Source organism: Bacillus sp. FJAT-27251 (assembly GCF_001273925.1).
Classification (GTDB): domain Bacteria; phylum Bacillota; class Bacilli; order Bacillales; family Cytobacillaceae; genus Mesobacillus_B.
Genome location: NZ_LIGG01000001.1, coordinates 1,697,261 through 1,711,194, shown reverse-complemented (window position 1 = coordinate 1,711,194; position 13,934 = coordinate 1,697,261). Strand labels below are relative to the sequence as shown.

The 13,934-nt window shown below is 50.8% G+C and carries 10 protein-coding genes; all 10 read right to left on the bottom strand.

Annotated features, from left to right (window positions below; translation table 11 throughout):
• Positions 1-10: 10 nt before the first annotated feature.
• Positions 11-1,732, bottom strand: coding sequence for an ABC transporter ATP-binding protein (locus ADU22_RS08030; protein ID WP_053361694.1), 1,722 nt, complete (start codon positions 1,730-1,732; stop codon positions 11-13).
• Positions 1,733-2,155: 423 nt separating this feature from the next.
• Positions 2,156-2,644, bottom strand: coding sequence for a DinB family protein (locus ADU22_RS08025; RefSeq protein WP_053361693.1), 489 nt, complete (start codon positions 2,642-2,644; stop codon positions 2,156-2,158).
• Positions 2,645-2,697: 53 nt separating this feature from the next.
• On the bottom strand, positions 2,698-4,317 hold the full coding sequence (locus ADU22_RS08020; RefSeq protein ID WP_053364501.1) for a long-chain fatty acid--CoA ligase: 1,620 nt from the start codon (positions 4,315-4,317) through the stop codon (positions 2,698-2,700).
• 30 nt (positions 4,318-4,347) lie between these two features.
• On the bottom strand, positions 4,348-5,463 hold the full coding sequence (locus ADU22_RS08015) for a CaiB/BaiF CoA transferase family protein (RefSeq protein WP_053361692.1): 1,116 nt from the start codon (positions 5,461-5,463) through the stop codon (positions 4,348-4,350).
• A gap of 39 nt (positions 5,464-5,502) precedes the next feature.
• Complete coding sequence (locus ADU22_RS08010; RefSeq protein ID WP_053361691.1) at positions 5,503-7,074, bottom strand: fatty acid--CoA ligase; 1,572 nt, start codon at positions 7,072-7,074, stop codon at positions 5,503-5,505.
• A gap of 21 nt (positions 7,075-7,095) precedes the next feature.
• On the bottom strand, positions 7,096-8,253 hold the full coding sequence (locus tag ADU22_RS08005) for a thiolase family protein (RefSeq protein ID WP_053361690.1): 1,158 nt from the start codon (positions 8,251-8,253) through the stop codon (positions 7,096-7,098).
• 38 nt (positions 8,254-8,291) lie between these two features.
• A complete protein-coding gene (locus ADU22_RS08000) occupies positions 8,292-9,437 on the bottom strand; it encodes an acyl-CoA dehydrogenase family protein (protein WP_053361689.1) in 1,146 nt (381 codons plus the stop codon).
• Positions 9,438-9,472: 35 nt separating this feature from the next.
• Positions 9,473-10,996: a long-chain-fatty-acid--CoA ligase gene (locus tag ADU22_RS07995; RefSeq protein WP_053361688.1), complete on the bottom strand. Its 1,524-nt coding sequence runs from the start codon at positions 10,994-10,996 to the stop codon at positions 9,473-9,475.
• A gap of 153 nt (positions 10,997-11,149) precedes the next feature.
• On the bottom strand, positions 11,150-12,904 hold the full coding sequence (locus tag ADU22_RS07990; RefSeq protein WP_053361687.1) for a sigma-54-dependent Fis family transcriptional regulator: 1,755 nt from the start codon (positions 12,902-12,904) through the stop codon (positions 11,150-11,152).
• Between the two features lie 137 nt (positions 12,905-13,041).
• On the bottom strand, positions 13,042-13,809 hold the full coding sequence (locus tag ADU22_RS07985) for a 3-hydroxyacyl-CoA dehydrogenase (protein ID WP_053361686.1): 768 nt from the start codon (positions 13,807-13,809) through the stop codon (positions 13,042-13,044).
• Between the last annotated feature and the right edge of the window lie 125 nt (positions 13,810-13,934).

The window sequence follows — 13,934 nt, the reverse complement described above, 5'->3', positions numbered from 1 at the left end:
GTGACCTTCTTCAGCTAGTTTCTTCCAGGCCCAGCTGGGATTCGAATATCTCCTGATACAGCCTGGACCCTGCAAGCAATTCTTCATGCTTGCCTTGGGCGATGATTCGGCCTTCCTCCATGAGAAGAATCTGGTCTGCCTCTTTAGCCGTGCTGATTTTTTGTGTAATTATCAGGGTTGTGCATTGATATTGCTTTATGGCATTCAGCAATTTTGCCTCTGTTTTCAGGTCAAGGGCGCTGGTGCTGTCATCCAAAAGCAGAATGCGGGGCTTTTTTATGAGCGCCCGGGCAATGGAAAGCCGCTGTTTCTGGCCGCCCGACAGGTTGACCCCTTTTTGCCCAAGCAGTGTTTCATACTTGTCCGGCAGGGAATCAATCGTGTCATGAATCTGCGCATCCTTTGCCGCCTTGACCATCTCTTCCCGGGAGGCATCGCTTTTACCCCATGCCAGATTCTCCCTGATGCTTCCTGTAAACAGCAATGCCTCCTGGGGCACATAGCCTATCTGCTTTCGCAAATGGTCAAACTCAAGCTTCCTGACATCTTTTCCATCCACTGCCACAATGCCTTTTGTCGGGTCATACAATCTTGGAATCAGCTGAAACAGCGAACTCTTTCCGGAACCTGTCGCCCCCAGCACCGCTACCGTTTCACCAGGACGGACGGTGAAATCAATATTCTTCAGCACCTCCACATTTGTACCAGGATAGGAGAAAGAAACATGGTTGAATTCGATCCTTCCGCCTGAGGCCTCGGCCTTATCCAGTCTTTCCCCTCCCGAAGTCAAATCTGCCTCGGCGCCCAGCACATCCCCAATCCGGCCTGACGAAGCCTGTGCCCTGGACAGAACCATAATGATCCATGAAAACATGGAGAAAGCCATCGTAATCCTTGCTGTATAGTTGACAATCGCGACAACCTCCCCGACGCTGACAGCACCTGCGGCAATATCGATGTTCCCAAACCACAGGACAGCCAGCACGCTCAGATTCATGAAAAACAGCAGGATGGGAATGGCTGTTTCCGTAGTCCTTAAAGCATTTACCGTTTTGTCCATCAGCTCTTTATTGGAGCCTTTGAACCTTTCCGCTTCATAGGCCCCCCGCGAATATGCCCGGATCAGCCTGATTCCTGAAAGGTTCTCGCGCATGACGCCATTTACATGGTCAAGACGTTCCTGCACCATCTTGAACAGTCCGGCCGATTTTTTCATGATCCAAACGAGGAACACCAGCAGCGGCGGAATCACAAGGATAAACGCCAGGGCGAGCTTGATATTTACAGCGACAGCCATCGCCACTCCGCCCAGGACAAGAAGCGGTGCCCTCAAGGCAATCCTGAGGCACATGAACAAGGTCATTTGCAGCTGGTTCACATCATTGGTCATCCTTGTAATCAGTGAAGCGGGAGGAAATTTATTAAAATTGGCAAAGGAAAAGCCCTGGACTTTTTCAAACAGGCTTTTGCGGAGATCAAACCCGAAATTCTGGCTGGCATAAGCAGCAAAGAACGAGTTAATAATTCCGGCGGCAAATGCGAGAAAGGAGATGCCAAGCATGAGCCCGCCAAGCCTCAGGACTGTTCCCTGGTCATTTTTCATGATTCCCTCATCTATAATCCGGGCCATCAGCAGCGGCTGCCATAATTCAACAGCCAGCTCGACCAGCATAAGCGACAGGGCAGCTGCCATGGGAATTCGATATGGTTTTAGAAATGATAGAACCTTCATAAGCAGCAGCCTCCAATCTTTTTAGTTATGTATTCTCTATAAATAGTATACTTCGATTTTCGAAATGATAACGCTGACATGTATTATACTACCATTCTTTAGAAAACTTTAAAATTTTTCTCGTAAAAGTGACCAAGTCCGACTCCCGGAGGTCGAAAAGAAGCTTAATGCTGCGGTTTCAGCTTGATTTGTAGCAAAAAACATCCATTTGAGTGGGAATTGCATCAATTGCTGGGGTTATTGCATCGATTCCTCTAGTTATTGCATCAATTATTGAGGTTATTGCATCAATTATTTGATTTATTCGCCAAACCGGTGTCCAAATTGTGACGAAAGGGCTTCTTATAACAAATAAAAAAACTGCAGCCAATTCGAGATTGACTGCAGCCTAAAACCCCCACTAAAGAATAAATCCATTCCATCCTAGATCGCTATGAGACTCTTCTTTATTTCTTCAATTTGGCCAATATGGCGCTTTTCGTGGCCGCCGATGAATTCCATTGTCTGTTTCAGGTTCAGCCTGCCAAAGACCGGGTGCTTGGCGGATTTTTCAGAAAGCAAAGCCGGGTCTGTTCCATTTAAAAAGGCAATGACCTTTCCCCTTGAATGATTCAGCCTCGAGACAAGCTCTTCCCTTGATTTTGGTTCCGTTGGCGGGTCGATGGGCGATTTAGCTTTTAACGTGCGGTCCGGCACCTTGGACAGGTCAATATCCCCGACCGCTTCACTTGCCCCCTCCAATGCCTGTTGGGCAAGAGTGATAAAATACATCTCCACCTGATGAACGTGGAACAGGACCTGTGCAATGCTCCAGCCTCCAAAGGCAGGGATTTCATTCAGCTGCTGGTCTGACAGCCCTTCGATAGTGTCAAAAAGCTCGGAACGGATTTCCTGTAAATGAGACAATGCCATGCATCTAGCACCCCTTTTATTTTATTGGCCGCGGCCTCCAGCTTGGCGGGCGTTTAGGACTTCTGGACAAGATGATCCTTCAATTGGTCACGCAGCGCCCGCTTCAGGAATTTCCCGACTGAAGTTTTCGGAATTTCCTCCATAAAGACAATGTCATCCGGCAGCCACCACTTGGCAAACTGCGGAGCGAGGAAGTCAAGCAATTCCTGCTTGTCGGCTTTTCCTTTGTATGGCTCCTTCAGCACCACGCAGGCAAGCGGCCGCTCCTGCCATTGAGGGTGGGGAACAGCAATAACACTGGCTTCAAAAACAGCATCGTGGGCCATCAGGGCATTTTCAAGGTCGACCGATGAAATCCATTCCCCTCCGCTCTTGATCAGGTCCTTTGTCCTGTCGACAAGCTTGATGACTCCTTCCTCATCCACGGTTGCCACATCACCGGTATACAGCCACCCATCACGGAAAGCATCCCGGGACCGTTCGTCCCGATAATATTCATCCGCAATCCATGGTCCGCGAATCAAAAGCTCCCCCATTTCCTCTCCATCCCACTTCACCTCGCCGCCTGCCCCTATCACTTTCATTTCAAGGCCCGGCACGAGCAGTCCCTGCTTGGAGCGGATGTCGAGCATCTCTTCTTCATCCAGGTCCTGCTGGTAGCTCTTCAGGCGGGAAACCGTCGCGAGCGGTGTCGTTTCCGTCATCCCGTAGGCATGGAGGAAGGGAATGCCATATTTCGTTTCAAACGTTTTGATCATTCCGCGAGGCGCTGCGGAACCGCCGCAAACAACCGCACGGAGTGATGAAGTGTCATAGCTTCCTGTTTCCAGTTCATTCAGCAGGCCCAGCCAAATCGTAGGCACCCCTGCTGTCACGGTCACTTTCTCCTGCTGGATCAGCTCTGCCAGCAGCTTTGGCGTAAATTGCGGCCCCGGAAGAACCTGTGTTGAACCAAACCAGGTGGCCGCAAAGGGCATTCCCCAGGCATTGGCATGGAACATCGGAACAACAGGGAGACAGATGTCGCTTTCCGACAGGGCCGTAGTATCAGCAAGACCCATCGCATAGCTGTGGAGCACGATTCCTCGATGGGAGTAGATCACGCCTTTCGGATTTCCCGTTGTTGCTGATGTATAGCACATTCCGGCCGGGGCATTTTCGTCGATATCCTTGACGAACTCAAAGCCAGGATCGCCCTCGGAAATCAGTTCCTCATAAGAATAGACCGGTGAGAGGGTTGTCTCGGGAAGGTCCTTCTTATCCGTCATGATTACATACGCTTTGATTGAAGCGAACTTTTCGTTGACCCGTTCAATCAAAGGAAGCAGGTCTTCATCGATGAACAGCACTTTGTCTTCGGCATTGTTGATGATATAGGAGATATGCTCGGGTGACAGGCGGATGTTGATGGTATGAAGCACGGCGCCCATCCCCGGCGCCGCAAAGTAGATTTCCAGGTGGCGATGATGGTTCCAGGCAAAAGTGCCGACCCGGTCTCCTTGTTGTACGCCAAGTTTCTCAAGCGCACTTGCCAGCCTTCTTGTACGTTCTCCTGTCTCTTTATAAGTAAAGCGCTGGATCCCGGAAAGTGTCCTTGATACAACCATTTTTTTCGGGAAGAATTTTTCCGCCCGTTCCATCATTGAACCGACCGTCAATGGTACATTCATCATCAGCAATCATGCCCCTTCCATCTCACAATTTTAAGATCTATTGCCGTTCAGACTCTCCAACTCTCTTAATATTTCATTCGTATGCTCTCCTTTTTGCGGCACAGTTGCTTGCAGGGAGCCTGGCAGGTCCCCATGCATCTTCACCTGCCTGCCGTCTCCCTCTCTGTCGCGGATGCTTCCTCTGTTTATAAAATAAGGAAACCCGGCCAGTTCCCCGGCTTCAAGAACAGGCGCCATGCAGCAGTCGACTTCCTGGCCAAACTGTATCCACTCGTCAAGTGTCCGGCTTTTAAACAGCGAGAGCATTTCGCGGTAAACCTTATTCTCCCCAGCCGCTTCCGTAAAGTGGGCCGGCAGCCAGTCCTCTCTTCCTGCTGCAAGGCAAAAGGCATTCCAGAATTTTGGTTCAAGTGCCCCTAGGCTTATAAAGCGTCCGTCCTTCGTTTCGTAAAGGTTATACGCAACGATTTTTCCACCCAGCACCGACACGCCATGGGGAAAGCCGGTTTCGTTTTCAATGAGGACATGGTTGGCCATCAGCGAAAGCATCGCATCGGTCAGCGATAGGCAGTGATAGCTGCCTTTGCCGGTTTTCCACCTGGAAACAAGACCGGCGAGCAGCCGCTCGGAAGCGGCCATTCCGCCGATATAGTCGGCAAAGGTATTGGCGGGATGGACGGGCCTGCCATTTTCGTCTTTTAGCTGCGCCAGCACACCGCTCAGAGCCATATAATTCAAATCGTGGCTCCCAAGCTGTGCCATCCCGCCTTCTTTTCCGTATCCTGTAATGGAGACATAGACAATATCCGGCCTAATCCCAGCAGCCTCACTGTACCCCAGCCCCAGCTTATCCATGACACCAGGACGGAAGCTTTCAATCATGGCATCCGCGCCGGCAATGAGCCTGAGGGCTGTTTCTCTTCCACTCTCTGACTTCAAGTCCAGCACAATGCTTTTTTTTCCACGGTTATGGGCCCGGAACACAGCTCCGTCTTTCCCGTTCCCGCTGGTCCCCGTATTCCGCGCAGGGTCTCCCGAAGGCGGCTCAACCTTGATGATTTCCGCCCCCATTTCCGCAAGCCTCAGGGTCGCATATGGACCGGGAAGATAGTTGGTAAAGTCAATGATTCTGATTCCTTCAAGCATAATTTCCACTCCTATTCCTTAACCGCCCCTGCTCCTCGGTCAGCCAGGCTGTCCTTTTGAGGACAACTCTTCCATTCTTTTGCGCAGGATGAACTTTTGAATCTTTCCGCTCGCATTCCGCGGCAGTTCCTCCACGAAAATATAATGGCGCGGCCGCTTGTAATTGGCGAGCTTATCGCTGTTTTTGCAAAGTACCTCAAGCTCTTCTTCGGTAACACCGGGATTTTTCAGGACAACGAATGCCGTCACTGCTTCGCCCCAGGTGTCGTCCGGCTGGCCGATTACCGCTACATCAAGCACTCCTTCATGCTCATAGAGAACATCTTCCACTTCCCGGGGGTAAATGTTCTCTCCTCCGGAAATGATCATGTCATCGACCCTGTCCTTCACCCAAAGATAGCCATCCTCATCCAGGTAGCCAATGTCCCCTGAATGGTACCAGCCTTTATACAGCGCCTTTTTGGTCGCTTCTTCCCGGTTGTAATAGCCTGTCATCATGCAAGGTCCCTTGACAATGATTTCGCCATTTTCTCCCGGCGGCAAAATTTCATCCGGCTCTGAAGGGGCGTCTTCCCGGGCCTTGACAATGCGGATTTCGTGGTTTAAGCATGCCTGCCCTGCCGACCCTGCCTTTGTGAGCTGGTCCTCCTCCGACAGGAACGTAATCGCTGGTCCCATTTCCGTCATGCCATACGCCTGGACGAGCGAAATGCCCAGCTGCTCCTTGCAGGCGCGCACAAGGGCCGGCGCCATCGGGGCGGCACCATAGAGTCCCAGCTTTAAACTGGTAAGATTGTAATCTTGCAGGTTTTCCTGGAGGAGCATATTCCACATCGTTGGAGCCGCAAAAAACTTGCTGATCTGTTCCGCCTGGATCAGCTCGAGAACTTTTCCCGGATTGAACTGGTGCAATATCACGTTCTTCGCCCCGACATGGACACGAGGCAAAAGGGCGCAGTGAAGTTCGGCGCAGTGGAACATAGGTGCTGTCACCAGGCCGATGTCATTGCTGTGCAGCCTGGTCGAACTGATGACAATCAGGCTCTGCTCGGCCATATCGCGGTGCAGGTGCATGACGCCTTTTGGACGGCCGGTCGTTCCGCTTGTATACATGATGGCATATAAATCGCTCTCATTGACCTCCACGTCTACCGGAGAGTCCGCCGCTTCCTTTACTTTTCCATGGTAACTGGCTGCATATTCCGGCGTTCTATCATCAATAAACCAGAATGCTGTCCGCGGAAACCGATTTTGAATCGCCGAGACGACAGGCTCAAGTGCCTGTTCAAAAAGGACAACCTTCGGCGAAGCATCTGCCAGGATATAGGCGACCTCCTCAGCCATCAGGCGGAAATTGATTGGATTGAACACGGCCCCAATCCTGGCACAGGCAAAAAAGGCGGTGGCCAGCTCCTCTGTGTTGAAAAGGAAGGTGGAAACCAGGTCACCCTTCCGCACCCCTTCCTGCATAAGGGCATTAGCCAGCCTGTTCACTTCCCGGTCCCACTCGCTGTAGGTCATGCGCCGGTTTTTCCTGACATCATACACAGCCTCCTTATGGGGAAACTTTTTCACAGTCAGGTCAAAAATCCTGCCAATTGTTGTGGACATTCAGACTCCTCCCTTCCTTCGCTATTCCATGATCCGCTCAATAATCGTGGCATTGGCCATCCCATGTCCCTCGCACATCGTCTGCAGGCCATACCTGCCGCCTCTGCGTTCGAGCTCGTGAATCATGGAGACCATCAGCTTGGCTCCGCTTGCTCCCAGCGGATGGCCGAGAGCAATCGCTCCGCCATTCGGATTCAGTTTCTCAGGCTCTGCACCTGTCTCCTTCAGCCAGGCCAATGGAACAGGGGCAAATGCTTCGTTTACTTCAAATACATCAATATCATCGATTGAAAGCCCCGCCTTTTGCAGCGCTTTTTCGGTCGCCGGGATTGGACCTGTCAGCATCATGGTCGGGTCGGAGCCGACAACCACCCTTGTATGGACGCGGAAACGCGGCTTCAAACCAAGCTCCTCTGCCTTTTCACGGGACATCAGCAGCAGTGCCGCCGCCCCGTCGCTGATTTGGCTCGCATTGCCGGCATGGATGACGCCATCTTCCTTGAAGACCGTTTTCAAGCCGGAAAGCACTTCGGCTGTTGTTCCTTCCCTTGGCCCGGAATCCTCCTTGATGATGACTGTTTCGCCGTTTTCAAGGTTCACCTTCAAGGGCATGATTTCCCTGTCAAAATAGCCTTCAGCCTGCGCTCTAAGGGCACGGCGATGGCTTTCGGCCGAATATTCATCCAAGTCCCGGCGGGATAATCCGTAAGCCTCTGCAATCCTTTCGGCAGAAAGCCCCTGATGAATCATTTCATATTTTTCACGGAGCTGGGGGCTGAATGGCTTGGCATCCCCATAGTTGGAGCCCATCGGCACCCGGGACATGCTTTCGACACCGCCGGCAATGACAATATCCATATCGCCTGCCAGGATGGCCTGGGCAGCGAAATGGACAGCCTGCTGGCTTGAACCGCACTGTCGGTCCACCGTCGTCCCTGGCACTTCGATCGGGAACCCGGCGGTCAGTGCGGCGACTCTTGCAATGTCGCCGGCTTGTTCTCCGGCCTGGGAAACACATCCAAGGATGACATCATCAACAAGGCCGGCATCCACTCCCGCCCGGCTCACCAATTCTTTTAATACTTCCGCTGCGAGAACATCAGGACGGATGTCCTTTAACACTCCATTTCTTCGTCCGACTGGAGTCCTTACACCTTCAACAATGACCACTTCACGCATGTTTTCATCACCCTTTCCAATTACAGCAAGCTGCGTTTTTATAATCCAAGGTTTTTGGCTATGATGGTTTTCATGATTTCATTTGTTCCGGCATAGATGCTCGCGACTGGAATGTCGCGGAATCTTCTGGCAATCTCGTATTCTTCCATATAGCCATAGCCGCCGTGCAGCTGCATGCATTCCGCTGCTATCCTCTTTGCCGTGTCAGTCAGCTTCCACTTTGCCATGGAAACCTTAGTGACCACATCCCTGCCTTCAATATGTTCCGCTATCAGCTGGTCCAGGAAGGCCCTGCCCATTTCAATATCTGTCGCCATTTCAGCCAGTTTGAACTGCGTGTTCTGGAATTGGGCAACAGCCCTCCCGAACGCTTCCCGCGTCTTCACGTATTCCATCGTCTGCGTGAACATCACCTCGGCAGCGGTCTGGGCGGCAATCGCTACGAGAAGGCGTTCCTGCTGAAGCTTTTCCATCAGATAGAGGAATCCTTTTCCTTCCTCGCCAATCAGGTTTTCCTTTGGAACAAGGCAATCCTCGAAAATCAGCTCTGCTGTATCCTGTGCATGAAGGCCGACTTTATTCAGTTTTCTTCCCCTCGAAAAGCCTGGGGCATCCCGTTCAACGACCAGCAGGCTGACCCCCTTATGCTTGGGAACGGCTTTTGGGTCGGTTTTGCAGGCGACCAGTACCAGGTCGGATTGAATCCCGTTGGTGATGAATGTTTTCTGGCCGTTCAGGATATAGTGGTCCCCATCAAGAATCGCCGTTGTTTGAATGTTCGCCAGGTCCGATCCTGTACCCGGCTCCGTCATCGCAATCGCCGTAATCATATCCCCGGTCGTACAGCGGGGCAGCCAGCGTTTTTTTTGATCAGCTGTTCCGTAGGAATTGATGTATGGTACGACGATGTCGTTATGCAGGCCCACTCCAACCAGGCTGGACCCGACGCGCTCAAGCTCTTCATTGATGACAACGGCGTAGCCCCAGTCGACATTGCTTCCGCCGTACTCTTCATCCAGGTCAGGACAAAGGTAGCCCTGCCCGCCCATCTTCTTCCAAAACGAGCGCGGAATCATCCGTTCCTCTTCCCACTTTTCATAGTTGGGGTATGCTTCCTTCTCCAAAAACTTCCGCAGAGACTTGCGGAACATCTCATGTTCATCTGTTAAATATGGATGCTTCATCTTCTTCTCCCCTTTACGAAACCGCTTACAAAATTTTATGCCTGTCTTTCTTTCAGGGCTTGGCGCAGCTGATATTTCAAGATTTTTCCCGAACCATTCCGGGGCAGTTCCTTTTCAATGAAAATTCTTCGAGGCACTTTATAGCCTGCCAGTTTTTGGCGGCAGAAGGCCCGGATTTCCTGCAGGTCGGGCTCTGCTCCAGGCTTGGGGACAATGACGGCGCATACTGCCTCTCCCCATACTTCGTCAGGCAGTCCGACAATGGCTGCTTCAAGGATGGAAGGATGCTCATAAAGCACTTCCTCCACCTCAATGGAATAAACATTCTCGCCGCCGGAAATGATCATATCCTTCTTCCTGTCCACAAGGGTGATGAAACCCTCCGAATCCACTGTTGCCAGGTCTCCTGTGTACAGCCAGCCATTTTTAATGGCTTTGGACGTTTCTTCAGTTTTTTTATAATACTCCTTCATGATGGTTCCACCCCGAAGGATAAATTCCCCGACCGCTCCATGCGTCACCTCGATGCCTTCCTCGTTGACCACCTTCGCCTCGGTTATGAAAATTGGCTTTCCACCCTTGCCCAAATGCATTTTATGGTCTTCCGGCTCAAGCATGACTCCGCCTGGCCCCGCTTCAGTCAGGCCGCATAAGTTGAAAAATTGGTCTGTCCCAAACAGCTCCATGCTTTTCCTGACCAGTTCCGGAGCCATCGGGGCGGCGCCATAGCCGCATCTTTTAATTGAAGACAGATCATATCCCGCAGTATTGGGGACCTGGAGCAGGAAATTATACATGGCCGGAACGCCAAAGAAATTCGTTATTTTATACTTCTCAATCGCCTCAAGGACCGATACCGGATGGAAATCGCGCTGGATAATATGGGTGGCGCCCAGCAAAACGCCGGAAACCAAAAATAAATTCAGCTCGGCCGAATGGAATAAAGGCGCAATATGCAGAAAGGTTTCCCGCGGCCTCAGTCCCATGCCGATTGTTGCAGCGAGCGCTACCTTAAAAATCCGTTCATGGTCGAAAAGCGCTCCCTTCGGCTGCCCTGTTGTTCCGGAGGTATACAGGATTTCAAAATCATCGGCCAGAGAAACATCAATCGGCGGATTGTCCTTGTTATCAATCAGTACATCAGAATAGGCGTGGTGTCCAAGCACCCCGGGGGTACCGATGGTGATGACATGCCTGACTGTCGTCCCTTCCCTGGCAGCGGCGACGGTCTGCTCAAATTCGCCATCGCAAATGATAAGGGTGCTGTCGGATTGTTTAAGAATATAATGCACCTCTGGGGAAGTGAGCCTGAAATTCACCGGGACCACCACCGCGCCAATTTTCGCAGCAGCAAAGAATGAAAAGGCAAAGTGATCGGAGTTTTTCATCATCAGGGCAATTTTTTCGCCCTTCCTGATTCCCTGGCCGAACAAGCCATGGGCGAGCCTGTTGGATTCCTCATTGAACTGCTCGTATGTATAACTCCGCCCCTCGCACTCAATGGCCAGAACGTCGGGAAATTTCCTGGCATTATGGGCCAGCATCGATCCAACATCCATCTTCCAATCCTCCTTTGTAAAAGTCGCTGCCAACTATTCATGCAATAGCTGTGCCAACTTTAAAAATCCAGTGCTGACGGAGGTTTAAGGAGGGTGCAGTAAAAATAGCACCCCAAACTGTCTAAATTCCGGACACTTTTATGACAGGTGCATTTAGACATTCAGCTCGTATTTCTTTAATTTTTCATATAGCCCCGATCGGCTGATTCCAAGAATTCTCGCTGCTTTCGCTTTATTGCCCTGCGTTTGGGAAAGCGCCCGCTGGATTGCCTCATGTTCGGCCTCTTCCACTGTGCTGATGCTCCCATTTCCGGGAGCAGAGGTTATATCCCCAAGCAGATAATCCGGCAAGTCTTCCAGCTGGATTTTCCCGTGCTCTGCAAAGGTCATTGCCCTTTCCATCACATTCCGCAGCTCGCGGACATTACCCGGCCAGCTGTATCCTAGCAAGGTTCCGTGTGCCTCATTCTCAATTCCTGTGATGCTTGTACCTAGAAGCATGTTTAATTCTTTGATTAGAACCCCCAGCAAAAAGCCTGTATCAGGCACCCTTGCCCTGAGCGGAGGGATATTCAGGGAAATCACATTCAGCCGGTAGTACAGGTCCTCACGAAACTGTCCCTGCCTTACCATCTCTTCCAGGTTTTGATTGGTGGCTGCAATGATCCGGACATCCACCTTGATTTTGGAAGTCCCGCCAACCCGGTAAAATTCCCTTTCCTGCAGCACCCTCAGGAGCTTCGCCTGAAGAGTCAAAGACATATCGCCGATTTCATCGAGAAACAGCGTGCCGCCATTAGCCAGGTCGAACTTTCCGATTTTCCCACGCTTCCTTGCTCCTGTGAACGAACCTTCCTCGTAGCCGAAGAATTCCGATTCAAGCAAGTCCTCCGGAATCGCAGCACAGTTCACGACGACAAATTTTCCATTCCTGCGCGCGCTGCTATTATGGATGGCATGTGCAAACAGTTCTTTGCCGGTGCCGCTTTCGCCGCGGATGAGAATCGTGGACCTTCCTCTTGCTGCCTTGGCCGCGCTTTTTTTCAGCTTCTCCATCTGAGGATCAATGGTGAAAATATGCTCCCACGTATACCGGGCAGATTCTGTCTTTTCAAGCTGCTGGTGATAAAACTTCGCTTTGCTCTCCGCCTTTTGCCATTTCCTGAACAGCTCATTCACTTCATTCAGCTGCCTGAAAACAATTTTTCCAAGGGCGCCAACCAATTGTCCGTTTTCAATAATCGGAATCCGGTGAACAAGATATTTTATGCCATTGCTTTCCTTGAAATCACTTATTTCCGCCAGTTCTGTTTGATACACTTTCGAAAGTTTTATCTGGGGCAAAACTTCGTCCACTTTCCTGTGAAGCACCTCTTCTCTCTCCAGGCCAAAAAAGTCAAGCAAGGAGGGATTTACCATCTGGATGAGCTGATGCTGATCCGTCATTAAAATGCCGTCATAAGCATGTTCAAGGGCCGTTTCGAGTGTGGCCTGCAATTTTTTTACCGTTTCCAGCTCTTTAAGGGCATCTGCAGTCCGCAAAAGCGCCATAACCATTTCAGTCTTGGTAAATAAACCTGCCACCTTGCCTTCCTTATTGAGTACAACTCCTGTACCCACATCGCTTTTGCCGACGAGCTGCTCAATTTTTTCATACGAGGTATCAATGGAAACTGTTTTTGCATCTCTTTTTATGTAATCTTTAATCGGTGTGTGAAGAGGTTTTTCATCTAAAAGCATGCCGTAAAGGCCGCTGCGGGTAAAAACGCCTTTCAAAAAGCCTTCCTCATCCGTTACAGGAAGCAGGTTCCACTTTTTCTCCTTCAGCATCCCAATCGCCTGTTTTAAAGTCGTTTCCTCCGTCACCTCGAAATCCATCAGCGTAACCATATCCTTAAACTGTATCAACGATAAACACCTCCTCCGATTGAGCTGATTCACCCTTATCGCTTCTATTGTAACGGAAAAGCCAATTCATTTTTAGTAATTTCTGAAAATTCATTCACAAAAAAAAGGAAGACCCTGAAGGATCTTCCATGACTGGGTTATTTGGGCTGCATTCGGATTCCTCCGTCGAGCCTGATGGTTTCCCCATTCAGCATCGGGTTTTCAATGATGTTTGCTGCCAGCTGGGCGTATTCTTCCGGGAAACCAAGGCGCGGCGGAAATGGTACCATCTTGCCAAGGGCCGTTCTTGCATCTTCCGGCAATGTATCAAACATTGGTGTATGGAAAAGGCCCGGGGCGATGGTCATCACCCTTATGCCATGTGCCGCCAGTTCGCGGGCGATTGGAAGGGTCATACCGACGATGCCGCCTTTTGAGGCACTATAGGCAGCCTGGCCAATCTGGCCCTCAAATGCGGCAACCGAAGCCGTGTTGATGATAACGCCCCTTTCTCCTTTATCATTCTCTACATTTTTCGCCATTTGCTGAGCTGCCAGGCGAATGACATTAAAGGTTCCAATCAGGTTGATTGAAATCACTTTTGTAAAAAGCCCAAGGTCATGCGCCCCTTTTTTACTGACAACCTTGCTCGCGGCTCCAATGCCTGCGCAGTTTACCGCCGCATTGACAGAATCGAAAGCAGCACCTGCCTTGCTGATCGCATCTCTTGTTGCTTCTTCGCTTGTGACATCGCATTTGATGAATATCACATTTTCGCCCAGCTCCCGGCACAATGCCTCCGCACGTTCCTCAGCCAGGTCGAGGATGGCCGCTTTTCCGCCGCTTTCGGCAATCCTTCTTACCGTTGCTTCACCAAGTCCTGAAGCCCCGCCGGTAATAATTGCTTTTACATCATTCATTTTCACCCGTGATTCCCCCTTTTCAGTGCTCATCTTCACAGGGAAGCAAGTTTCATGCCAAGGGAGAAGTTTTATTGAAACAGCCTTTCACGAGGAAATGATGTCCGATAAATAGACGGTTCCTTCCTTAG